Raw genomic sequence first — 24,795 nt, forward strand, 5'->3', positions numbered from 1 at the left:
ATGAAATATGCAGTAGTTGGAGATAACATGTTCAATGGATTAGAAATTATAAAGGATTTTTATTTCATTGTTGAAGATGGAAAAATTCTAGAAGTAGGAAATCGTGTTGGTAAAGAGTTTAAAAATATAGAAGTTATAGATGTAAAGCATCATTTAGTAACGCCTGGATTGATCGATTGTCATGTGCATGTATGTGCGGATCCGTATAACTTTGGTTTTCATAGCACACCATTAGAAATGCTAAATATAGTAGATACCAATTTAAAAACATTATTAGATCAAGGCATTGTATATATTCGTGATGTAGGAGCACCAGAAGAAGTAACGTTCACTGCAAAGCGTTTATTAACAGAAAAGAAACTATTTGGTCCAGATATGAAAATCAGTGGACAAGCGATATGTGCCACTGGTGGTCATGGTTGGCAAATGTCTTTGGAAAGTGATGGTGTTGAAACGGTTAGAAAAGCAGTTCGTACCAATGTGAAAAAGGGTGTTGATCTTATCAAACTTATGGTAACTGGTGGTATTAATACAAAAGGGAATGAATTAGCTCCATTAGAGCTCTCTGAGGATGAAATTGGTATCGCAGTAGATGAAGCCCACCGTAGAGGTAGAAAAGTTGCTGTACATACACATGGACGCACAGGCATTGCATTATGTTTAAAACATAATGTAGATTCTATCGAACATGGTTTATTGATGGATGAAGAGTTGGCAAAGATAGCAAAAGAAAAAGGAATCTATCTTGTCCCTACCTTATCTGCTCCCTATTTTGCGACCATGCGAGGATTAAAAAAAGATCCTACATCAAAAAGTTTCTTGAAATCTAAAGAAGTTATGGAAGTACATAAGAAAAATGTATTATATGCATATAAAACGGGTGTAAAAATGGCAATGGGTTCTGATAGCGGAACTCCATTCAATGGTTTTGATACGGTGTTAGAAGAACTTGTATTATTGTATGAAAATGGAATCGATGCCATAGATGTATTACGTATGGCAACCTATTATGCAGCAGATCTAATGGACATTACACAGACACACGGATCTTTGGAAGTAGGAAAAGCAGCATCCTTCCTCATCTTTGAAAACAATCCGCTTACAGACATGAAAAATATTCATAGTTTAAAAAATGTATACAAAGATGGTATTAAATGGCATTGAATGGATTCATAGTAAACTCCTTTTCGAACATTGAGTAAACAAGATACTTAATCGTTCAAATCCATTTGTGTAAGAGCATATCTATTCCCAAGGTAGAATGCTCTTTTTATATTAATTTCTGTAATTTTCGCTACAAAAAGTTCCGATTTTGGGTGCTTGCACATCATATCGTATCAAATTGCACATCATTGGTATGCAATTAACTGGTAACATGTAATCAGTACAGGTTAAAAAAAGCACTAATCATTAAATGACTAGTGCCTGTATTTAAGTAAGAACAAGGTGGAGTGACATTTCCACATCTCCTACAAGGGTGACGGCTGCCTGTTCCGTCCTCAGTGTTCTTACCTGCTACTATCTTATGCAAAAATATAATACCATATCCAAAAAATTATTTCAACAAGTGGTTAAAATTTTATGAGAGTTCCTTTGTTAATGTAATTTGTAACACGAGTTTTGTTTAACGTATACATTGATCGAACAAACCAATTACTTCCTCGTGAAGTACGGACTGCTACTTTTACATAGTCATCATTGATTTGAAATTCCTTAACGTATTCAATCGAATTATCTTTCGTGTTTAATCGTATGTAATCAGGTGTAACAATAATATCAGCTATATGATTTTTATATTTATCATAATCTATAGGATGTTTTGTAAGCATATGTTTAATATTATCCTCACCTATTAGAATAGGTGAGTTAGGTGTTGCATCCAAAGATAGCAAATCTATTACTTTTTTATCCAACGACGCAATTTTCTTGATGCTCAAAATTATCATCTCCCGTTATTATCATGTTCATAAAAAGTTTATACTTATGAATTAGATAAAGAATTATCTATAGTATATGGTAAGTTAATAATTTTTACAATGTATTTTAATATGAATAATTCTAATCTAAAGTGAAAAGTTAAGTTCCACTTGTAAACACATTCTTTCAGTGCTTTATATACAATACAACGAGGGAGGTGCTTGCCATGTCAGTAAGCCCAGTAAAAAATGATAATGCGTGGCTTTTCACAACGCATTTTGTCGATCCCAATAGTGGTGATAAGATTCATAAAACAAGACGAGGCTTCAAATCTCGTCAAAAGTCAGAAGATACGGAATATAAATTTAGAAGAGAATACTTCAAAGTAAAAGTAGAGGATTGTAAACTCCATTCAAGTAAAAGTTCATCAAGTACATGACATCAAGAAATCAAACTAACGACTTATAACGCTGGATGAATCTGCACCCTATAGCACAAAAAAATTCATTTGAGAACCTGTATTTATATATGGCGAGGTGCCAGGAAGATTCATATAAAAAGATTCAATCCTAAGACGGATAGAATCTATTCAAAGTTCTAGTAGGATAAAAAAACGAGCTCTTAACTCGTTTTCTTTACCCTATTAATTTATGCACTTTTCTTGTTCTTAGTGATATATGATATTGTTTGAATAATAATCAATAAAGATAAGAAGCTAAATAAGGATATAAATACACTGTTTGTAATGACTCCTGAGGCAATGACCACAGAACCATCTAATACAAATAGGATAACACTAATCTTTAGAAACTTGAATACATGTTGTACTAGTAAGGCAATTACATCTGTTCCTCCTGTTGCACATGCATGATTCAAGGCAATACCAATGGCACTACCTACAAGTACTCCTCCTAATATCCCAGCAACGATAAGTTCTAGTATAGGATGAATATCTTTTAAGAATGCAGTGGTATGGATATTAGGAATGAGTTGCATAAAGAGTGGTGTTGCTAGAGTGATATATAGTGTTTTAATACCAAAGCTTTTTCCAAGAACAATTGTGCTTAGAACGAGCAATGGAATGGATATACAAAGTGACATTGTGGAAACAGGAATTCCAATGATCGTAGAGCATACTAAGGATAATCCTGTAATTCCTCCTGGTGCAAGTCCTGTTGATGTGAAAAAGAAATTAACGGCAACCGCCGTTATAGCAGCAGCGAATGTAATCCATGCATAATCTATGACAAAGGCACGGATCTTGTCTTTTGTAAAAGAACTCTCGATGGGAGAGTCCTTTATAGGATTATAGTCCAAATTTTTCTGCTGCTGCATCGATTGCAACTCTACATTCTTTAACACCTGCAGCTGCTCCATCAGGATGTTTGAAAATGGCAGAAGATAATACGATTACATCTGGATTACATTCAATTAATTTATCCATGTTATCACTACGTAAACCACCATCTACAGCTAGTTCACATCTTGGATTTTTCTCATCAATCATTTTACGTGCTCTTTGTACTAAATTAATTGCACTTTTTCTCCAACCCCAGTTGTCTTTTCCATCGGTTTCATCAACACCGTGTGTTACGATATGTAAACGATCGATATCATAAATACTTTCTTCTACAAAGCAAAGTGGTGTGTAGCATCCCAAAGTTAATCCAACTTTCAAGTTGTGTTCACGGCACCAGTTGATAATATAAGCAAGTTGTGCACCGATGAAATGTTCTGCAGGGATAATTAACATATTCGCTCCTGCTTCTGCAATTTGTTCGATGAACATACGATCCATACTTACTGTATAAATATGACATTCAATATCTTTATCTGTTTCTGGACGGATACCAGCAATGATTTGGTGACCTCCCATAAGCTTCATATTTTGAAGGTCATGCATATCAGCAGCATCTGAGTGAATATAATCAACTCCTGCGTCACTTACCTCTTTTACTAAATCTGCAATTCTTCCATAATTTACATGTGCTAAACCAGCGGCAATTTTTATGTGTTTCATACGTTAGTCCTCCTCTATCTCGCACCCTTATTGTACGCTTTTATAAGGGGCTTGCGCAAGATATCCCTCAATGTAACATTATCCATATCAATAAGGTAAATAATCAACATTCGCGTAACCAATTACCACAATTAAAAGGTAACGCTTTTTCTTATGAAAGCATTGTAATAACCATCATAATTGTATAAGATAAAGATATAAATTTAGGAGGTAATGAAAATGTTCGGATTTAAGAAGAAAGCAGCATCAAGAAATGAACTTTTAGCGGTAGTGGATGGTACATTAATATCCATTGAAGACGTAAAGGATCCTGTATTCTCACAGAAAATGATGGGGGATGGGTTTGCGATAGAATCAACGAGTGATACAATTTACGCATGTGCGGATGCCAAAGTAACGATGTTATTTCCAAGTAATCATGCGATTGGTTTAGAATTAGAAAATGGTATGGAAATCTTAATCCATGTGGGTATTGATACTGTGAATGAGAATGGAAAAGGTTTCTCTTGTATGTGTAGCCAAGGTGATATGGTAAAAGAAGGACAACCTTTACTAGCTATGGATCGTGCATATTTATTAGAAAAAGGATACGACTTAACTGTCATTGTTATCTTTACAAATAAGGATTCTTATAAAGAGTTTGAAAAAGAAAGTGTTACAAAAGTAACAGGTGGAGAAGACGTTGTCGTAACATACACTGTATAAAAAAGGGCATTGCAACTAGGTGTGCAATGCCGCTTTAGAATTTAAGGGATCATTTTTCAACTTATAGAGTTCTTTAATCGCATCTTGTAGATGATGGATATCATAATCACGCAATAAGGAATTTACTTGAATACAAACAATGTTTGCTTTTAGGTTTAATTCAATTGTGGTAATAATCAAATCGATATCATCTAGTTTTTTCTCATAAATGGAGAAAAAGGATTCTTGGGATACAATGTGAACTTCGGGTATTTGTGCGCTAATCTTTTCTTGAAGTAGATTTCCTGCACCATTTCCACTATGTGCTACGAGTATAGTGTTCAAAGGCTTCTTCATTCGTTCAATAGAGCCAGCAAGGTGAAGTGCTAAATATCCGATTTCATCTTTGCTAATGGTACAGTGGAAATGTTCTTCCATGAAATGCATGCTTTTCTTTGTAATTTCAAAGGTATTTGCATAAAGGTTAAGTATTTCTGGTAATAATGGATTTTCATTAGGAATACCATGGCGAAAGCGCATGATTGCTGGACACATATGGGTATAGATAGCAGTACGAAGCTTATCATCTTTATTAAATGGAAGCTGTAAGGTTTCACTCCATGTATGTAATAAGCGATCGGTTAATTGCTTCGCTTCTTCTTTTTCTTTGATGTTGAAATTATCACTGCTTTGTAGTGCTAAAAAATATACTTGTAAGTAACGAATTTCCATTTCTGGAAATTTGATATTGTAATGATTACCTAATCGATCACAAAGTGCTCTTGTTTCTTCGTAAAAAGGTTCACCTTTTAGTTCCGTTAAGAAGTCATCGGAAAGATGTACATAATGTTTGTCTTGAATACGAAGATAGGTAACAAACATACGAAGAAGAGCAGGGATGAGGGATTGAAAGGTAAGCGATTCAATGTAGCGGTTATTTGAAGAGAGTACACAACGCATGAAATCATGGATTTCATCATCACTTACTTCAAGTCCTGGAAATACCAAAGTTCCATCACATGCATGATGCTCATTTCGGATAATGTCTAGAAATAGCTGATACCCATTATCTCTTAACATTAATTCTAATAAGAAACTACGAATATGGCGTTCCTTTCCTTCCAGTATAAGCCCGTTGTTGTTTTTACGGTGGAGTTGCAAAGTGTACGTCGTTAATAAATCATCCAAAGATAAAATATCTTTATGGATGGTTGCTCGAGATACAAATAGCTGTTGACTTAATTCATATATTCGACAGTTATCATAGGAACAAAGTTGCATACCAATGAAAATCTTTCGAGATTGTGGAGAATAGTCCACCATGGTATTATTCTTCTCATTGATTTTTTCCATTACATGTAGCTTTGCGCTTTTAGAACCTTCGATAAGAATACCTACTCCGGTTTTCTTAATCAGTGAAAGTTGATTTTCTTCCAACCATTCACCAACAAGTTGTAGGTCATTACGTATCGTTTTATTTGATACTTGAAGCACTTCACTTATCTTATCGATTGTTATATAAGAATCTTGTTTTAAAAGAGCATCTACAATTTTTATTACACGTTTATTTAACATTGGCATCCTCTTCTTTCTAAAGAAACTATACGAGGGAAGTAGAATCTTGTCAAGAGTACATACCATAGGAATCAACTTATAGGAGGTTATTATGAATAAAGAAAAACTTTTTAAAGTAAAAGAACAAATGTTGCAAGATATAGAAAAATTAGTTGCGATAGCATCATTACCAGACGAAAATAGCAAAACTGATAATGCACCATTTGGAAAAAATATTAGAACATGTTTTGATGTATTTAAGGAAATTGCAGAAGATAAAGGATTTTGTGTAGAAGATGATCAAGGATATGCGATGAGTGCAAGCATTGGCGAGCAAGAAGAATATATTGGAGTCCTTGGACATTTGGATGTTGTAGAGGCTGGAGAGGAAGCTTTATGGGATACTCATCCTTTTCAAATGGTAGAAAAAGATGGCGTTCTTTATGGAAGAGGAGTGAACGACGATAAGGGACCACTTATTGCGGCACTTTATGCTGCTTGGTTAATCAAAGAAGAGCAACTTCCTTTACGTTATGCGATTCGTATTATCGCAGGTGGCGCTGAAGAAACTACTTGGGAGTGCATGGAACATTATTTTCAATCACATAAACAACCTGTTTATGGGTTTTCACCAGATGGAAATTTTCCTATTGTAAATGGTGAAAAAGGAATCTTACAAATACGATTTACCTTTCCAATCACCGAGGATATAGAAATTCATGCAAGAGAAAGATACAACTATGTGTGTGATGAACTACAAGTAAAATATCAAGGAGACACAAAAACTTATAAGGGTAAACGTGCTCTTTCAAGAAATCCTCAGCGAGGAGAAAATGCAATTTTTGCATTTGCCCATGACTATAAGACACAACAGATGAACAGTGGTGCACAATCATGTATGGATATGATACATGATGTATTCTTGGATGATTTTTATGGAGAGAAAAGCGGGTTATATAGTGAGGATACAGAAATGGGGACAACATCTGTTTGCCCTATGTCTTTGACATGTGATGATTCTTTATTCGAATTATGCGTGGATGTTCGTTATGTAAAATCAACGAGTTATGAAAAGATTTGGGAACGTCTACAAGAGATAGCCTCTACGTATGGAGCAACACTAGAGTGTATAAAACATAAACGTTTATTGTTTGTGGAAGAAGATAGTCCTCTTATTAGGGGATTGAAAAATGCCTATGAGCGTGTGATGCATGAAGAAGTTGAGGTACTTACCAAAGGTGGCGCTTCTTATGCAAGGGTGTTGGATCGTGGAATTGCATTTGGAGCTACCTTTCCAGATGAAGATCCAAAACCACATATGCCAAATGAATGCATGCCAATCGATTCATTATTAAAGGCATGTGAAATTTATTATGAAGCATTATGTGAACTAGCATTAAAATAAATTGATTAAATTTTACCACATTGATACAGTAATGTACTCATTCATTCCTGCCTAGCTTTACCTTTCTTTGATGCTAAAATGAAAGCGTAAACAAAAAGGAGGATACGTTATGAAACACATTCAGGCAAAGCTTCAAACATTTGCCGGGGCAATGATGGTACCAATTATTTTGTTAGTTTTGGTTGGTTTCTTTGTAGGGATAGGTAGTGCATTTACGAACTATATTTTACCTGAAGGAAATATCTTGTACAACCTATTTACCATGATCACGAACTTGGGATTCATGTTCATGAACAACTTACAATTATGGTTTGCGGTAGCTATTGCCTTCACACTTGCCAAGAAGGAAAAAGGTTGGGCAGCATTCGCTGGACTCATCATGTTCTTCTGCTTCATTAGGGGTATTGAAGGTTGGGCAGCATTAGATGGGTGGAACGCAGAAACCACAACGGTAGAAGCACTTGTAAAGAGTGGTTATACAGAACAAGCTGCATTAAACTTTAACGCATTATGGAGTTCTTCGTTAGGGATTTATTCTTACAATATGGGGATCTTCTCAGGTATTGTGACAGGGTTATTAACTGCAGCTATTCACAATAAGTTTGTAGATACAAAACTTCCAGCGATGTTCGCATTCTTTGCAGGGACAAAGATGGTCATCATCATGGTTACATTGATTTCAATTCCAGTAGCAATCGGCTTCTATTATATTTGGCCATTTATTGCTGGTGGATTACAGAACATTACTACATTTATTCGCTCTAGTGGACTCTTTGGAACCTTTGTGTTTGGAACATTAGATAAGATGTTATTGCCATTTGGTATTCACCATTTGATTGCATTCCCAATTGAATATACTAAAGTTGGTGGTACGATGATGATCGATGGCGTTATGTATGAAGGTGTTAAAAACATTATGAATGGGCAGGCTGCAAGTGCAGATGCTACAGGATACCTTGTAAGAAACTTTACAAATGGACGTTTATTATTCCAATTAGCTGGACTTCCAGGTGCTTCTTTTGCGATTTATCGTTGTGCGAAAAAAGAAAATCGTAAAAAAGTTGCAGCTCTATTGATACCATCTGTATTTACATTAGCAATGGTTGGTATATCAGAACCAATTGAGTATACATTCTTATTCGTTGCGCCAGCATTGTATTGGTTGGTGTATGCACCATTATGTGGATTATGTTATGTAGTTGCAGAACTTACGAATATTTCTATCAATGGTACAGCATTATTCTTCATGATTCCAAACTTGTTTCAACCACAGAAAGTACATGCACTACATGCATTGTGGTTGTTGCCAGTAACATTTATTGTATATTACTTTGCATTTAAAGTATGTATCTTAAAATTCAATTTAAAAACACCAGGTCGTGGAGATGACAATGATGACATTAAATTGATGAGCAAGAAAGAATATAACGAATTAAAAAATAGTGAAACAGGAGATTCTTTTGAAGCTCGTATTATTGAAGCCCTTGGTGGAAAAGATAATATTGAAACAGTAACTTGTTGTGCAAGTAGATTGCGTGTTACTGTAAAAGATGACAGCCTTGTTGCATCAGATGATAATTGGAAAAATTATTTAGAAGCAATGGGTGTTGTAAGAGGTAAAAACTCCATTCAAGTAATTTATGGAGTACGTGTTGGTAACATTACAACAGCTGTAAAAGATCTATTACATTTAGATTAAACAAACAGAAGGAATGCCACATTTCAAAATGGAGGTTATCATGAAAAAAAGAGAGATTGTAAAACAGAAAAATAAATTAAAGACAACGAATAACTTTAAATATTTGAACTATGCAAAGAATGCATGTATCATTATGATTGTTTTATTCCTTGTCTATGTTGGAAGCTTAGCAAATGTTGGGAACACTTCTATGGAGTTGTTGTTAACGAGCAATCCAATCGTAATCACAGGATTTATCATCTGTGGTGCGAACTTATATATTTGGTATGTACTAAAATGGTTCATCAAAGATATTCATAAGTTAGAACATATAGAAAGTGCACGTATAAATATTATCGTAATGATCATTGCACAATTTATATTGATGAACTTTATCTCTGCAATTCTCATGATTCTCTCCTTAGTGAAATATTTTCAATGGAATCAATTCTCATGGAAAAAGGCACTAAAGGAAATAAAGAAAGAAGGACAATTGGTTGTCTTAGTAGTAAGTATCGTTGTTCTAATTATGTTTATTTCACTTGTGTTTGGAATCTATTTCTCAGTGCGATAATTCGTATGTAATCATATTATAAAAATATGCCACCTCACTTAGAGATGACATATTTTTTCTATACTTATAATTACGATAGTATGTAAGTTTTAAAAGGGTTTATTTTAAGTTCTTTATATAATCGCTAATTTCTTGATCTTTGCAGTTTGGATAAAAGTATTCTGCAAAATGTTTTCCAGCTATTGTTTCTTTTAAGAAGTTTTGGTCTATTTCTTTTAGAATTTGGATCAAAGGTTTGTGTGTAACGAGTTTTACAGAATCAAGAATCTTCTTGTTTCTTTGTTCTGGTTCTCTTCTCTCTTTCGGGTATCCACCACCAAATGGTTCACTGAATAGTTTTGAGAAAGTATCTTTTAAATTAATTTCAGCGCCCCATCCAAAACCTTGAGCAAATGGCATCGCGATAGCGTTTCCATCGTTTACTTGACCAAATAGATATGCATCAAGACCATTTGTAACATGTCCACAAAGAACATTAGGGAAGGAGTTACAGGCTAACATTGCTCCTTGTCCTGTACCACAACCAGTAATTACAAAATCAACTGCCTTTGTAGTAAGTAGAATACTTGCTAATAGACCATTTTTTACATACGTCAGTTGAGCCTCATCCTCAGCTGAGTACATTCCATAATTGTATACCGTATGACCTGCTTTTTTTGCTTCTTCATTTAATACTTCAAAGATAACAGAATTTTTTGATGCTTGTGAATTTTCATTTATAAGTGCTATTTTCATAGGTTCCTCCATTATTCATTTCCTGGCTGTTTTCCAATATAAGCCAAGATACCACCATCTACATATAAAACATGTCCATTTACAAAATCACTCGCATTACTTGATAAGAATACGGCTGGTCCTACTAGATCATCTGTTGTACCCCAACGTGCTGCAGGAGTTTTAGAAATGATAAAAGTGTTGAATGGATGTTCACTTTCTCTAAGTGGTGCTGTTTGAGGAGTTTCAATATACCCTGGACCAAGTCCATTGCATTGGATATTATATTCTCCATATTCAGAAGCAATGTTTTTGGTAAGCATTTTTAAACCACCTTTTGCGGCAGCATAAGCACTTACGGTTTCTCTTCCAAGTTCTGACATCATAGAACAGATATTAATAATCTTTCCTTGTCCTTTTTCAATCATACCTGGGATAACAGCTTTTGACATAATAAATGGAGCATTTAAATCTACATCGATTACCTGACGGAAATCTTTCGCACTCATTTCTAACATAGGAATACGTTTGATAATTCCTGCGTTGTTCACAAGAATATCAATGATACCAACATCTTCTTTGATTTGTTTAATCATTGCTTGTACTGCATCTTCATTGGTTACATCACATACATATCCATAAGCTTTTATTCCATTTTCTTGATATGCGGAAATACCTTTGTTAACTAAGTCTTGATTGATATCGTTAAATACGATAGTAGCGCCTGCTTTTGCTAAACCACTTGCAATTGCAAATCCAATTCCATAAGATGCGCCAGTCACTAAAGCAATCTTTCCCTCAAGGGAAAAACTATTCATATTAAATGTACTCATAGTATTACCTTCTTTCTTTATCGTTGTACTCTTCCAGAGCCATCACCGTTTACTAGTTGTTCCACTTCATGCACTCGTACAAGATTATAATCACCTTCGATGCTATGCTTTAGACAAGAGGCTGCAACTGCAAACTCTATACAATCTTGTGGAGCTTTCTTTTTCAGCATAGAATAAATCAATCCTGCACCGAAGGAATCTCCACCACCTACTCGATCTACGATATGTAGAGGATAGGTTTTTGAAAAATATGCTTGGTTATCCATATATAGCATAGCAGCCCAATTGTTATCGGATGCTGAGATACTCTCTCGTAAGGTTATGGCAACTGCTTTAAAGTGAAATCGTTCGCTAAGTTGTTTTGCGACTTGAATATAGCCATCATGATGAAGAACACCACTTGTAATATCACTATCTGCCGCATGAATACCAAACACTTTTTCTGAGTCTTCTTCATTTGCAATACAGATATCGACATAAGGCATAATTTCACTCATAACTGCCTCAGCTTTTTCACTGCTCCATAGTTTCTTTCTAAAATTCAAATCACAGGATATCATCAATCCTTGTTCTTTTGCCGCAGTACATGCTTCTTTGGTGAGTTGTGCAATGGTATCACTCAATGCTGGGGTAATACCAGTAAAATGGAACCAATCGGCACCATCAAAGATTTCAAACCAATTAAAATCTTTAGAACTCGCTTCTGAAATAGAAGAATGTGCTCGATCATAAATGACCTGACTCGCACGTTGACTGGCACCTTTTTCTAAGTAATAGATGCCAACGCGTTCTCCACCACGCGCGATATGTTTCGTATCAACTCCATATTTACGTAAGGAATTGATAGCACTTTGAGCAACATCATTTTCAGGAAGTTTTGTGACAAAACTAGCATCCATACCAAAGTTTGCTAATGAAACTGCAACGTTTGCTTCACCACCACCGAAGGTAGCTTCTAACTCATGCGCCTGTAAAAAACGTTCATATCCATGAGGTGCTAAACGTAACATCACCTCTCCAAATGTAACAATCTTCATAGTACCTCCTACATTTTCACATCTGGATTGATTAAATGGATACCGAATCCAGCAATCTCTAAATCCAGATATGCAAAGTTAATAAGTTGTGTTTGTTTATTGCATGTGATACTTTCTTGTATTGCTTGTATACCTTTTTTGCTAAGTTGATATAGAGCTTTATTTGGATATGGAGTAAATATTGCGATATGGCCGTGTTCTCCTTTTCCTTTTCCATGTAAAACTTCAAAGCCTTTTCCAGCAAAGTTTGATTTAGGCTTTTTGTAATATGTGAAATCAAATAGTTCACATAAGAGCTTTGCTGTACGTTGCGATTCTTCGCTATCGCTTGAATTGATACCTAAATGGATCAATTCAAAGCCAAGCATATGTTTGATTGCATGTTTTGATAGTTGTTGAATTTTATCCCAATCTTTTTCTTGAAGAGCATCGTTTGGTAGCATAAAGCTTCCACCGATAGCTAATACATTTGGTAGTGATAAATATTCATGTATGTTTTTTTCGTTAATGCCTCCTGTTGGAATGAATTTTACATGAGGGTAAGGAGCTAATAAATCTTTAAGTTTCTTCGCTCCACCACTGCTTTCAGCAGGGAAGAATTTTACTGTTGTTATACCATAGGATAAGGCGATTTCTAATTCACTTGCACTTGATACCCCAGGGAAGATGGGAACATCGTGTTGTAAACACCAAGTAATAACATCGATATTCAAACCTGGTGTAATAATAAAACGAGCTCCTGCGTTCACTGCATCACTGGCCTGTTCAACTGATAACACTGTGCCAGCCCCAACTAACATGTTTGGTAATTCTTTATGGATAAGAGCAATTGCATCACTTGCAAATTCACTTCGATATGTAATTTCCGCAACATCAATGCCACCTTCCAATAAAGCATTTGCTAAAGGAAGGGTATCTTCTAGTGCATGAATTTTTACAACGGGAACGATTCCAATGTTTTGAATACGCTCATCGATCTTCATATAATACCTTCTTTCTACTGTTACGTGTGTCTAGTACGCGTTTACGATCTCTAGTAAACCAGTTCACCTACAGGATAACTTAGTAAACCGGTTTTGTCAACATGATTTTTAAATTTATTTTCATAAAAAACCCTATACTATATACATATGTGCGTAGCGTAGCATATTTAAAATTTGCCGAATTCATTTATTTTAAAATAATGGTTGACAAAGCATTACCATTCAACATATAATGTGGTTGTCTAGTAAACCAGTTTACCTTTTACACATTAGTTCTTACAGGAGGTTTCTATTATGGTGAGAAAAGTGAAAATCGAGGAAGTCTTAAAAAAAGATTATTTTCTTGAAACTCCATCCCTAACAAAAAAAGAAGTCCAAGATGCGCTTGATGAATGTATAAAACAAATCGACTTAAATATGGACTACTTTAAAGAAAAATTCCCTTACTCCGCTACAAAAGATCTAACTTATCCAATCATTGAAAACATCGAATGGACAGATGGATTTTGGACGGGAATGTTATGGTTGGCATACGAATATACAAACAATGAAAAATATCGTCTATTAGCAGAACGTAATATAGAAAGTTTTCTACATAGAGTAGAAAATAATATTGAACTTGAACATCATGACTTGGGATTTCTTTATTCCCTATCTTGTGTCAGTGGATATAAGCTTACACAAAGTGAAATTGCTAAAAAAGCAGCATTGATGGCTGCGAACAAGTTAATTTGTAGATGGCAAGAAAAAGGAGAATTCCTACAGGCTTGGGGGCCACTAAATAGCAAGGATCATTACCGTTTCATTATTGACTGTATGTTAAACATCCCATTGTTGTATTGGGCAAGTGAAACAACAGGAGATGACAAGTACGCATCTATTGCGAAAAAGCATTTCGAAACAAGTTGCAATTATGTAGTGCGAGAGGATGCGAGTGCATTCCATACATTTTATATGGATCCATCCACTGGAAAGCCATTATATGGTGCAACCAGACAAGGATACAATGATGAAAGTTCTTGGGCAAGAGGACAAGCTTGGGGTATGTATGGCATCCCTTTGAATATTCGTTACACAAAACAAATGGAATATATGGATATTTATAAAGGAATGACGCATTACTTTTTAAATCGTCTTCCAGAAGATGATGTTTGTTATTGGGATTTGATTTTCTCCGATAAGGATGAACAACCAAGGGATTCCAGTGCAGCCGCTATTGCGGTTTGCGGCATGATGGAAATGGATCGTCATGTAGCAGATGAAGATAAAGCAATTTATAAAGGTGCAAGTGAACGAATTTTACGTTCTTTAATTCAAAATTATACAAATAACCAACACGTACAAGGAGGTCCAATCCTGTATCATGGTGTTTATAGTTGGCATTCAGGAAAAGGTGTCGATGAAGGAAATATCTGGGGTGACTATTATTACATGGAAGCATTGATGCGTCACTTAAAAGATTGGAATCCTTATTGGTAAAAGGAGAATATATGAGTCAGCCAAATATTGTTATGACAAGAATAGATGAACGTTTAGTTCATGGACAAGGTCAATTATGGATTAAATCATTGGGAGTGAATACAGTTATTGTAGCAAATGATGAAGCAAGTGAAGATAGCATGTCACAAACATTGATGAGAACAGTGATTCCTAAGGAAATTGCGATGCGCTTTTTCACCATTCAAAAGACAATCGATGTCATTGAAAAAGCGAATCCAGCACAAACAATATTCATTATTATTAAAGATTGTAAAGATGCTTTACGTTTGGTTGCTGGTGGTGTACCTATCAAAGCAATTAATTTAGGAAATATTCATAATGCAGAAGGAAAAGAAAAAGTAACACGTTCCATTTTTCTTGGAGAAGAAGATAAGAGCGCATTACGTGAAATGGTAAATACTTATCACGTAGTATTCGATACACAGACTACCCCAGGTGGTGGAGATGGTAGTGTATTAGTTGATATAAAGAATTTTATATAGAAAGGTGAGAAATCATGGTTGAAATTACACTTATTCAAGCGGTATTAATAGGCTTATGGACAGCATTTTGTTATTCGGGTATGTTATGGGGGATTTTTACAAATAGAGCAATCGTATTAAGTTTTGGGGTAGGTCTTATACTAAACGATATGCCAACCGCATTAAAATGTGGAGCAATCGCTGAGTTAGCATTTATGGGATTTGGAGTTGGTGCAGGAGGTACTGTTCCACCAAATCCAATTGGTCCAGGTATCATTGGTACCTTAATGGCCATCACTGTGAAGGGAGTTACACCAGAAAGTGCACTTTCTTTATCTATACCATTTGCGGTTGCGATTCAATTCTTACAAACAGCAATTTATACAATTCGCGCAGGGGCACCAGAGAGTGCAGCCAATGCATTAAAACAACAGAAGTTTGGGAAATTCCGTGTACACGCCAATATGACCATTTTATTATTCGCGATTGTAGGTTTCTTATTAGGATTCCTTGGTGCATATAGTATGGATACATTAAGAAATTTAGTAGATATCATTCCAGAATGGTTATTAAAAGGTTTAACGGTAGCAGGTGGTATGTTACCAGCAATTGGTTTTGCGATGATTATGAGTGTTATGCTTAAGAAAGAATTGATGCCATTTGCGTTATTAGGATATATCTTAGCAGCTTTCCTAGGAATGCCAGTAATTGGTATTGCACTTGTAGGAACTGTATTCGCATTAAAACATTACAATGCAGCAAACCAGGCTCCTATGCAGCCTGCAACAGCACAGGAGGGATCACACGATGACTGGATTTAATAAATTAGCGAAAAAAGATTATACAAAAACAACATTACGTGCTTACTTCTTACAAAATGGCTTTAACTATAGCAACTATCAAGGATTAGGATATGGATTGGTTATGTATCCTGCTTTGAAAAGACTATATGGGGATGACAAAGAAGGACTAGCAGTAGAACTACAAAACAACTGTGAATTCTATAATACGAATCCAAACTTCTTACCATTTATCACATCAATTCATTTAGCGATGTTAGAAAATGGAATGAAATATTCAGAGATTCGTGGAATAAAAATGGCACTTATGGGACCACTTGCAGGAATCGGAGATTCACTATCTCAATTCTGTATCGCACCATTGTTCTCAACAATATTCGCATCCATGGCAATGGATGGTATCTTCCTAGCTCCATTATTATTCCTATTAGCAGAAAACGTTACCCTAGTTACTATCAAATTAGTTATGGGTGCTTATGGAAGAAAACTAGGAACTAGTATGATTGATAAGCTTAGTGAAAAAATGGGTGTTATTTCTGAGGCAGCAGGTATGATTGGTGTAACCGTTATTGCAGGATTAGCTGCGGCGTTTGTAAAGATGAACGTAGGGATTACCTTTGCGGCTGGTGAAGTTGCGGAAGGTGTAAAACAATCTACAGTTGATATTCAAGCAATGTTAGATAAGGTTGCTCCAGCATTACTTCCTGTTCTATACACTATGTTAATGTATTACTTAATTAAGAAAAAAGGGATGACGACTTACTATTTAGTAGTAATTACCGTTATTCTTGGAGTAGCATTAAGCTATTTTGGAATTTTACAGTAACACATAGGAGCAGAAATGCTCCTTTTCTTAAAGGTAAGGTGATCATATGAACTTAGATTATATAAAAAAGAATCTAGTACGCTTATATCAAGAAAGAGATATTAGTCAAATAGCATCCACGCTTAGTGCACAACAAAAGCTAGATGTGCTAGAATACGCAAATGTACTTTATAATGATCAAATCTATTTTGATAAAGATTGGGATATGGAACGTTGTACAACGGTGTATCCTTTTGATGCTAAAGATTGGAATACGACCTACCATAACGATGAAGAATGGTGCTTTATGAAAAATCGTATGGACTATGTAAAAGATTTAATAGTCGCAAGTTATGTAAGTGAAGATTTGAAGTATATGCAGAAAGCCCAATCATGGATACTTGCATGGATTTTGGCACATCCATATATGAAAATCGAACCTTCTACGCGTACCCTAGATTCCGGTATTCGTATGCATAATATTATGGAGACTATGATATTTTTATATCATAAAAATCTACTGGATGATCAAGAACTAATCGTCATAATAAAGAGTCTTCAACAACATGTGGACTATATGAAAGCTTCCTATGTAGCCAAATATACATTAAGTAATTGGGGTTCAATACAAACATGCGCAATCTTGAATGTACTTCCACTTTGGGAAGAAAATCCATTACAACATCCTATCTATCAATGGGCATCAAAAGAACTACAAGCACAGATTGAAATCCAAGTGTATCCGGATGGTATGCATTGGGAACAAAGCACCATGTACCATGTGGAAGTACTTATATATATCTTACGTTATATACAATATCAAAGATTTTACCATGTACAGGTGAGTGAAGGTATAGTAAACGTGGCAACTCGCATGATGGACGCATTGTATGTGTTAGCTACTCCAGAGATGAAAATTGACACGTTTGGAGATAGTGATCGTGTGGATATAAGCGAACTATGTACACTTGCTGGGACGATCCTAAAGGATAATCGATGGAAATATCGGACATGTAAAAGTATATCGAGTGATGTGTATGTAATGCTAGGTACAAATGCTGTAATAGAATATCAAAGACTTTGTGAGCAAGTTCCAAGGAATACGGTTTATGATGGAGAAGATAGTGGCATCTTTACTTTTCGTGATGGTTGGGAAGATACGAGCAGTTATACTATGATTACGCATGGTTCTTTAGGTAGTGGTCATGGACATAGTGATAATTTACATGTGTCGTTTTACCACAAAGGAAAAGCAGTGCTCATAGACGCTGGACGCTATACTTATAGAGAAGATGAGAAGCTTCGTGTTTATCTTAAAGGAGTACATGGACACAATGGCATTTTAGTGGATGAAAAAACAAACTGTTTACCAAGTGATAGTTGGAGTTATCAAGACTTTGGAATACCATTAAAGCCATATGTGAAACATCTAGATAACATACACTATTTTGAAGGTACTATGCTTGGGCATGATCCTCTACAAGTATGGACACGTAAAGTTATAACGATTGATCCATCTATTTGGATGATTGTGGATGAAATAAAACAAGATGGAATACATACCTTGAAACAGTTTTTTCATTTAGATCCATCCTGTGAAATTACAAAAACAATATTTGGTTATCAAAGTGTGAATGTGGATATGGATATGTACATAGATGGAGAAACAAATCGTAGAAAGGATGTTTGTTCATTACGTTACAATGAGGTTTGCGAGCATCAAGTTCTCATTTCAAAACGAGAGTTTGAGGATTCCACTCAGCAAATACATAGCTTTGTAAAATGTGGAATCCAAGTGAAAAAGGCTATTGTATACCAAGACAATGTAGCATTTAGTGAGGATGTATGTAGTGCAAGAACCTTTATATTATCTAATAAAGAAAGCTATACGATCGCTATTTTTCATAAAGAAATATATAAAGGTAAGAAAATTTGTTATATTCATGATGTTCCTTTTCATGCAAAAGCAATTGTTCTTCATGAAGTAGATGGCATTAAGAAGCTTATAAGAATAAAAATGTAGATTATAAAAAGGAATAGTAAACCTGTTTGCTAAATAAATTCGATTTGTGTTAAAATAAAGATATTGATTGGAGTGGTGGTAAATGAACAGTAAAGTTACAATCAAAGAAATCGCAATGCGTGCGAATACATCGAAGACAACAGTTTCTTTTTACTTGAATGGTAAAACTGATAAGATGTCAGAAGAGACAAAAAATCGCATTGAAGAAGCTATAAGAGAAACTAATTATCGTCCAAGTATTGCGGCACGTTCTTTGAATTCAAAAGGAACAAAGCTAATTGGTGTGATGATTGGGGATATAACAAATAACTTCGCTAATCAAATCGTGAAGGGTATTGAAGATTATTCAAGAGAACATCGTTATCAATTGATCGTTGGAAATAGTGGGTATCATTATCAAAATGAAAAAGACTATGTAAATCGTATGTTGGCAATGGGTGTAGATGGATTCATTATACAACCGTCGACTCAATTTGGTGATTTACTTCCAGAGCTTAAGGAACAAGAAAAGCAAGTTGTCTTTATCGATTCACAAGTTTCTATGAATAAAGAAAAATGGGTCAAAACAAATAGTTATGAAGCTATCCTTGAAGCTTGTGATAACCTCATAAAAAAAGGCTATAATGATTTTTTGTTGATCAGTGCAGATCCTACTGTTTTAAGTACACGAATGGAACGTATCAAAGGGTTTAAAGACGCTTTACAATTACATGGGAAAACATGCAAAGAATTGATTGTGGAAGATGATATTGAAAGTAAAGAAATGACTGCACTTCTAAATTCAAATTTGAAGTTTGGATCTAATACGTTGATTTTTGTTGCAAACTGCTTTTTATTGCCAAGGGTATATGTAGCTTTGCATGACTATCGTAATTTAATGCCTCATACATTAGGGTTGATAGGTTTTGATAATACAGAGTGGAGTAATCTAGCATATCCTAGTGTTTCTTCCATTGTACAACCTGCTTATGAAGAAGGGTATCAAGCCGCTAAAATTTTAATTGATGCAATCGAAGATAAACATGAAGAAGCACCGAACCAGATTTTAAGATGTAACTTCAATTGGTATGAATCCACCAATCTAAAATAAGGAACCTACATGTGTTGTAGGTTTTTCTATAGGTAGATAAAAAATGATATAATGAATACATATAGTTAAGAAAAAGCATATTTGATCAGTGATAAAATATGCTTTTAGAATAAGAGGAATATATGAAGAAACCAATGAAGAAAGTTATGTTATCCATAGCAATTGTACTTGCTGTTTATGGGGGTGTGTTATCGTGGTTAGATTTACGTGGGGATTTTTTAGATATGATAGTTTTGTTGATGTTTCTTGGGGTGCTATGTTTCACAATATTATTGATTTTATGGTTACCAGAATTGAGAGTTCACTGGAACTCGAAAGAGTATAAAAAGAAAATGGCAACATTAAAACCTTCTTTATTGACACGTATATGTATGTGGAAGGTACTTTGGATGAAATGTATCTATCAATATGTTTGTTTATCTTATTTGAAAAAGAAACCGCATCATACACAAGCTATGATGGAAGATGTATTGTTTCTAATGCAATATGAATCTATAAAGAAACACTATGTACCAATGTTGTATTATAAAATACATATAGTAAAGGAACAAATATACGTATCCTTTTTAAGCGATTTAATGAGTGTAAAAGACTTGAAGGATGTTTGTGTATATTATCGTAGGCTTCCTGATTATAGTAAATTTATGCCACTATATAAGAATATGTTGAGAAAATATCAAAAGCTTACACAAGAGGAATTACGTGAAAGAGTTCTAGATATTTTAGAAAAGGAAACATTAGATACAGAGTTCTTTTGTATGAAAGAATGTCAGAGTGATAAATACCTAAGAAAGGCAAGAAAGGTAACGTTTGAAGAAGAACATCCAGTAAAAGATTCCCTTCATATGATTCTTACGGGTATGACATGGATGTATGTGTGTGCTTATGTGTTTCTTGTTTTTGGTTGCATTCTTCTCCATGATAATAGAGTTTTCTTATTGTTAAAAGCTTTTCCTTTGGTTGTTATATTTGCTTATATTATATATGTCTATGATGTATATAAATTTCGGAAACCTACGGAATTTGAAAAGGCTGAAAAAGTAAATGAATAATTTTTTACATATCATCAGAGGTTACTTTAACAGGATTAAACCGTAAAATTTACGGCAAAATATCGTTGTTTTACCGTATAATTTACGGTATAATGTGATTGGTGATATAAATGAAGAAAAAAAATTATATTTTTCCTGAGCATTTAAAAGGGACAGAGATAAAAAGAATTAGAATGCAACTTCATATGACACAGAAGGAATTTGCGTCTCTTTTAAATGTGGATGTAAGAACTGTTGAAAAATGGGAAACCAAGAAGGAACCGATAAAGGGAGTTATAGTTGTCATGATAAAAACATTACAATTATATCCTCAAATAATAGAAAAGGTTCGTATACCCGATATGGAATATCCACTTCGTTTGTTTTTTATGCATCATGAGGATATTTGTACAATCATTGATATCGATGAACAAAATCATAAAGTTAAAGTAGTGAATTATAATCCAAGCTTTATTTATTCAGCGTTTGGTAATAATCATAATCCAAATTATGAGGATTATCTTGAGTTTTTAAAATCACGGTGTTTTCCGTCTGAAAGGAATCATATGAAAGCGATATTAAAAGATTTAGATTTGCCATTTTATGATCCATATTTAATAATTGAGAAGACAGAGGGTAGAATGGCAGAAGATGATTTTTGGATTAAGATAGAAAGGATGTAAATATATGGTAGAGCTTTTTGAACAAGATATTAGAACACTTGATAGACAGTCTTCTAAAGGAAATCAATCCAAATGGCGTAATCGTGATTTATGGTATAAGGCAGATTATACTGGTTATGAAGGATTTAGTGAATATGTCGTTTCAGAACTTTTAAAATATTCTTCTTTAGAAGATAATGAGTATGTATCTTATGCAACAGAAGAAATTAGATATAAAAAACAATTATTTTTAGGATGTAAGAGTTTAAACTTTTTGCCAGAGGGGTGGCAAATTATCACTCTAGAAAGATTATTTGAAAATTATTTTGGACAAAGTTTATATAAGAGTATATATCGTATACAAAGCAGCGAAGAGCGAATTAAATTTATAGTTGAACAAACAAAGAGAATTACGGGTTTAAAAAATTTTGGAGTCTATTTAAACAAACTTATAACAATTGATACAGTATTCTTAAATGAGGATCGACACACTCATAATATAGCAGTTCTATTAGATGAAATGGGAATCTTCCATTTATGTCCAATATTTGATAATGGTGCCACATTGCTGTCTGATACGACTTTAGATTATCCTTTAGGAGACTCTATATTTGATCTTATGAAAGAGGTAAAGGCAAAGACGTTCACGAGCAAATTTGATGATCAACAAGACGCAATAGAAAAAATGTATGGGTATCAAGTATCATTTTCCTTCACTAAGAAGGATGTGATTGAAATTATTGACAAAGATAAAATCTATGATGTAGCTATAAAAGAGAGAGTGAAAAATATTGTTTTGTATCAAATGGACAAATATTCTTATTTGTTCACTAATTAGAAGCCTTGTGCTTCTTTTTTCTTTTCAATTCAAGCATTCAATGGTATAGTATATGAGGATATTTATGCCATTTTTGTGTGCATAATATAAATAGTAAAACGAGCGTAACTGGAGGTATTTGTATGAGCGTTATGATAGAAAGATTAGAAGGTATGGTGAATCGTTATCATGAAATTAATGAAATGATGATGTCACCAGAAATTGTATCCGATAGTAAACAGTTGGCGAAACTTGGAAGAGAACAAGCCGATTTAACACAAGTTGTGGAAACTTATCAGGAATATAAGAGTAGTGCAGAGGCTTTGGAAGAAGCGAAAATCTTATTAAGTGAAGATGATAAAGAAATCAAAGAAATGGCAAAAATGGAAATCGAAGAATTAGAGCCAAAGATTGAAGAATATTTGGAAAAATTAGAGATTCTTTTGATTCCAAAAGATCCTAATGATTCTCATAATGCGATTATGGAAATACGTGGGGCAGCTGGTGGAGATGAAGGAAACATCTTCGCAGGTGATTTGTTCCGTATGTATAGTAGATATGCAGAGAGCCAGGGATGGAAGGTTGAGATGATTGACAGTGAAGTCTGTGAGGCTGGAGGTTTTTCTCTAATTTCTTTTATGGTGAAAGGAAATGATGTATATGGGAAGTTTAAGTTTGAATCAGGTTCACACCGTGTACAACGTGTACCTAAGACAGAAAGTCAAGGACGTATTCATACATCCACTGCGACTGTTTTAGTATCTCCAGAAATCGAAGCTGAAGATTTTGATATTGATATGAACGATTTAGAAATTGAGACTATGCGTGCAAGTGGAGCTGGTGGACAGCATGTCAACAAAACCGATTCTGCAGTACGAATCGTACATAAACCAACAGGGATTCAAGTAAAATGTCAAGATGGTAGATCACAACATGAAAACCGTGCGACAGCATTGATGACAATTCGTTCCCGTATTTATGAGGAACAACAACGTAAATTAGAAGAAGAACAAGGGGCAGAGCGCCGTAGTAAAATTGGAACGGGAGATCGTTCTGAGAAAATTCGTACGTATAACTACCCTCAAAATCGTGTGACAGATCATCGCATAGGGTATAACGTCAATCAGTTAGATCGTATTATGGAAGGTAGAATGCAAGATATGTTGGATGCTTTAATTAGTGCAGATCAACAAGCTAAAATTGCAGGACAACAATAATGAGTACGTATCGTGAAGTATTAAAAAAAGCACAAGCGCAAATGGAAGAGGCAGATCGCGGTGAACAGGCTGCATTTCTATATTTATTAGAACTAACGAATAAAGAAGCACACAATCTTTATATGGAATATGATGAAGAAATGCGTGAAGAGGATATAAAGACTTTTGAAGATGGTATCCAACGTCTTGTGAAGGGTGAACCACTAGGGCATGTCTTAGGCTTTGAATGGTTTTATGGATATCGTTTCACTGTGAATGAAGATGTGTTGATTCCACGTCCAGAAACAGAAGAATTAGTTGCGAATATATTGGCGTCTTATGATGAACATTTTTCAGACGCTACGAATGTAATTGCAGTTGATGTAGGGACAGGAAGTGGAGCCATTGCGATTTCTGTAAAGAAAGAAGAACCAAACATTCATATGATTGCGACGGATATCAGTGAAAAAGCTACAACGGTTGCGAAAATGAATGCACAACAAAATGATGCAATTATTACGACGATGGTAGGAGATATGTTAGCTCCGCTAATTGATCGTGATATTAAAGTTGATATTCTTATTAGTAATCCACCCTATATTCCTAGCGGAGAAACGATGGAAGATAGTGTCGTTAATTATGAACCTCATGTGGCTTTGTTTGGTGGAGAAGATGGACTTAAATTTTATCGTATGATATTTGAAAATGCACACAAAGTTTTGAAAGAAAAAGCCTTCATGGCATTTGAAATGGGATATGATCAAAAAGAGCGTTTAAGTGCACTAGCTAGCGAATACTTTCCAGAGGCAAAAATTGAAGTAATCAAAGATTTGAGTGGAAAGAATAGAATGTTATTTGTGTATGTAAATTTATAGAGTGGAAACACTCTAATTTTTTTTTGTTATTCAATAAAAATATGGGGAAATCTATGAATTTGAAAAAAAAGTAAACACATAGACGAATATATATTATAATTAACTAGATAGATAAAATGGAAATTCAAAGAAAGGG

25 protein-coding genes are annotated in these 24,795 nt (G+C 34.6%); 17 read left to right on the plus strand and 8 right to left on the minus strand.

Annotated features, from left to right (window positions below):
• The gene (locus tag ACWG42_RS06965; RefSeq protein ID WP_455791131.1) at positions 1–1,164 is read left to right on the plus strand and encodes an amidohydrolase family protein; all 1,164 of its coding nucleotides are present in this window, start codon (positions 1–3) and stop codon (positions 1,162–1,164) included.
• A gap of 407 nt (positions 1,165–1,571) precedes the next feature.
• On the opposite strand, the gene ACWG42_RS06970 is transcribed toward ACWG42_RS06965, so the two are convergent.
• Entirely contained in the window at positions 1,572–1,937 is a 366-nt protein-coding gene (locus tag ACWG42_RS06970) for a PBECR3 domain-containing polyvalent protein (protein ID WP_455791132.1), read from the minus strand.
• A 206-nt stretch (positions 1,938–2,143) separates the two neighbouring features.
• Here ACWG42_RS06970 and ACWG42_RS06975 point away from each other — a divergent pair, with 206 nt between their 5' ends.
• Positions 2,144–2,356, plus strand: a complete 213-nt coding sequence (locus ACWG42_RS06975; RefSeq protein WP_455791133.1) for a hypothetical protein — start codon at positions 2,144–2,146, stop codon at positions 2,354–2,356.
• A 209-nt stretch (positions 2,357–2,565) separates the two neighbouring features.
• On the opposite strand, the gene ACWG42_RS06980 is transcribed toward ACWG42_RS06975, so the two are convergent.
• Positions 2,566–3,252: a YitT family protein gene (locus ACWG42_RS06980; protein ID WP_455791134.1), complete on the minus strand. Its 687-nt coding sequence runs from the start codon at positions 3,250–3,252 to the stop codon at positions 2,566–2,568.
• Positions 3,224–3,937: a ribulose-phosphate 3-epimerase gene (locus ACWG42_RS06985; RefSeq protein ID WP_455791136.1), complete on the minus strand. Its 714-nt coding sequence runs from the start codon at positions 3,935–3,937 to the stop codon at positions 3,224–3,226. The genes ACWG42_RS06980 and ACWG42_RS06985 overlap by 29 nt, the downstream gene beginning before the upstream one ends.
• A gap of 219 nt (positions 3,938–4,156) precedes the next feature.
• On the opposite strand from ACWG42_RS06985, the gene ACWG42_RS06990 reads away from it, so the two are divergent.
• Entirely contained in the window at positions 4,157–4,642 is a 486-nt protein-coding gene (locus ACWG42_RS06990) for a PTS sugar transporter subunit IIA (protein ID WP_455791138.1), read from the plus strand.
• A gap of 15 nt (positions 4,643–4,657) precedes the next feature.
• Here the strand turns inward: ACWG42_RS06990 and ACWG42_RS06995 are convergent, their stop codons facing one another.
• A complete protein-coding gene (locus ACWG42_RS06995; RefSeq protein WP_455791140.1) occupies positions 4,658–6,196 on the minus strand; it encodes a BglG family transcription antiterminator in 1,539 nt (512 codons plus the stop codon).
• A 91-nt stretch (positions 6,197–6,287) separates the two neighbouring features.
• Here ACWG42_RS06995 and ACWG42_RS07000 point away from each other — a divergent pair, with 91 nt between their 5' ends.
• The 3 genes from ACWG42_RS07000 to ACWG42_RS07010 all read left to right on the plus strand — a co-directional run bounded on the left by ACWG42_RS07000 (position 6,288) and on the right by ACWG42_RS07010 (position 9,832).
• Complete coding sequence (locus ACWG42_RS07000) at positions 6,288–7,580, plus strand: Sapep family Mn(2+)-dependent dipeptidase (protein WP_455791142.1); 1,293 nt, start codon at positions 6,288–6,290, stop codon at positions 7,578–7,580.
• Positions 7,581–7,689: 109 nt separating this feature from the next.
• Positions 7,690–9,279 (plus strand): PTS transporter subunit EIIC, encoded by a 1,590-nt coding sequence (locus ACWG42_RS07005; RefSeq protein ID WP_455791143.1) that lies wholly within the window; start codon positions 7,690–7,692, stop codon positions 9,277–9,279.
• Between the two features lie 40 nt (positions 9,280–9,319).
• Positions 9,320–9,832, plus strand: a complete 513-nt coding sequence (locus ACWG42_RS07010; protein ID WP_455791144.1) for a hypothetical protein — start codon at positions 9,320–9,322, stop codon at positions 9,830–9,832.
• 99 nt (positions 9,833–9,931) lie between these two features.
• On the opposite strand, the gene ACWG42_RS07015 is transcribed toward ACWG42_RS07010, so the two are convergent.
• The 4 genes from ACWG42_RS07015 to ACWG42_RS07030 are packed head-to-tail and all read right to left on the minus strand — an operon-like array spanning position 9,932 to position 13,399.
• Complete coding sequence (locus ACWG42_RS07015) at positions 9,932–10,567, minus strand: RpiB/LacA/LacB family sugar-phosphate isomerase (RefSeq protein WP_455791145.1); 636 nt, start codon at positions 10,565–10,567, stop codon at positions 9,932–9,934.
• Between the two features lie 11 nt (positions 10,568–10,578).
• Positions 10,579–11,379 carry a gluconate 5-dehydrogenase gene (locus ACWG42_RS07020; protein WP_455791146.1) on the minus strand — a complete coding sequence of 267 codons (801 nt, stop codon included), beginning with the start codon at positions 11,377–11,379 and terminating at the stop codon, positions 10,579–10,581.
• A gap of 17 nt (positions 11,380–11,396) precedes the next feature.
• Positions 11,397–12,416, minus strand: a complete 1,020-nt coding sequence (locus ACWG42_RS07025) for a PfkB family carbohydrate kinase (RefSeq protein ID WP_455791147.1) — start codon at positions 12,414–12,416, stop codon at positions 11,397–11,399.
• An 8-nt stretch (positions 12,417–12,424) separates the two neighbouring features.
• Positions 12,425–13,399 (minus strand): bifunctional 4-hydroxy-2-oxoglutarate aldolase/2-dehydro-3-deoxy-phosphogluconate aldolase, encoded by a 975-nt coding sequence (locus tag ACWG42_RS07030; protein ID WP_455791148.1) that lies wholly within the window; start codon positions 13,397–13,399, stop codon positions 12,425–12,427.
• A gap of 294 nt (positions 13,400–13,693) precedes the next feature.
• On the opposite strand from ACWG42_RS07030, the gene ACWG42_RS07035 reads away from it, so the two are divergent.
• From ACWG42_RS07035 to prmC, 11 genes are all read left to right on the plus strand, one after another.
• Entirely contained in the window at positions 13,694–14,878 is a 1,185-nt protein-coding gene (locus tag ACWG42_RS07035) for a glycoside hydrolase family 88 protein (protein ID WP_455791149.1), read from the plus strand.
• Positions 14,879–14,889: 11 nt separating this feature from the next.
• Positions 14,890–15,381, plus strand: coding sequence for a PTS sugar transporter subunit IIB (locus tag ACWG42_RS07040; RefSeq protein ID WP_455791150.1), 492 nt, complete (start codon positions 14,890–14,892; stop codon positions 15,379–15,381).
• Positions 15,382–15,395: 14 nt separating this feature from the next.
• Entirely contained in the window at positions 15,396–16,181 is a 786-nt protein-coding gene (locus ACWG42_RS07045) for a PTS mannose/fructose/sorbose/N-acetylgalactosamine transporter subunit IIC (protein WP_455791151.1), read from the plus strand.
• Positions 16,168–16,986, plus strand: a complete 819-nt coding sequence (locus tag ACWG42_RS07050) for a PTS system mannose/fructose/sorbose family transporter subunit IID (RefSeq protein ID WP_455791153.1) — start codon at positions 16,168–16,170, stop codon at positions 16,984–16,986. The genes ACWG42_RS07045 and ACWG42_RS07050 overlap by 14 nt, the downstream gene beginning before the upstream one ends.
• Positions 16,987–17,032: 46 nt before the next feature.
• A complete protein-coding gene (locus ACWG42_RS07055; RefSeq protein ID WP_455791154.1) occupies positions 17,033–18,988 on the plus strand; it encodes an alginate lyase family protein in 1,956 nt (651 codons plus the stop codon).
• 82 nt (positions 18,989–19,070) lie between these two features.
• Positions 19,071–20,078, plus strand: a complete 1,008-nt coding sequence (locus ACWG42_RS07060) for a LacI family DNA-binding transcriptional regulator (protein WP_455791156.1) — start codon at positions 19,071–19,073, stop codon at positions 20,076–20,078.
• A 122-nt stretch (positions 20,079–20,200) separates the two neighbouring features.
• Positions 20,201–21,130 carry a hypothetical protein gene (locus ACWG42_RS07065; RefSeq protein WP_455791158.1) on the plus strand — a complete coding sequence of 310 codons (930 nt, stop codon included), beginning with the start codon at positions 20,201–20,203 and terminating at the stop codon, positions 21,128–21,130.
• Between the two features lie 110 nt (positions 21,131–21,240).
• Positions 21,241–21,792 (plus strand): helix-turn-helix domain-containing protein, encoded by a 552-nt coding sequence (locus ACWG42_RS07070; protein WP_455791160.1) that lies wholly within the window; start codon positions 21,241–21,243, stop codon positions 21,790–21,792.
• A 4-nt stretch (positions 21,793–21,796) separates the two neighbouring features.
• Positions 21,797–22,609: a hypothetical protein gene (locus ACWG42_RS07075; RefSeq protein WP_455791161.1), complete on the plus strand. Its 813-nt coding sequence runs from the start codon at positions 21,797–21,799 to the stop codon at positions 22,607–22,609.
• A gap of 122 nt (positions 22,610–22,731) precedes the next feature.
• On the plus strand, positions 22,732–23,805 hold the full coding sequence (gene prfA / locus ACWG42_RS07080; protein ID WP_455791162.1) for a peptide chain release factor 1: 1,074 nt from the start codon (positions 22,732–22,734) through the stop codon (positions 23,803–23,805).
• Entirely contained in the window at positions 23,805–24,659 is an 855-nt protein-coding gene (gene prmC, locus ACWG42_RS07085; RefSeq protein WP_455791163.1) for a peptide chain release factor N(5)-glutamine methyltransferase, read from the plus strand. Before prfA ends, prmC begins: the two co-directional genes overlap by 1 nt.
• Positions 24,660–24,795 lie beyond the last annotated feature (136 nt).

Source organism: Amedibacillus sp. YH-ame10 (assembly GCF_053848885.1).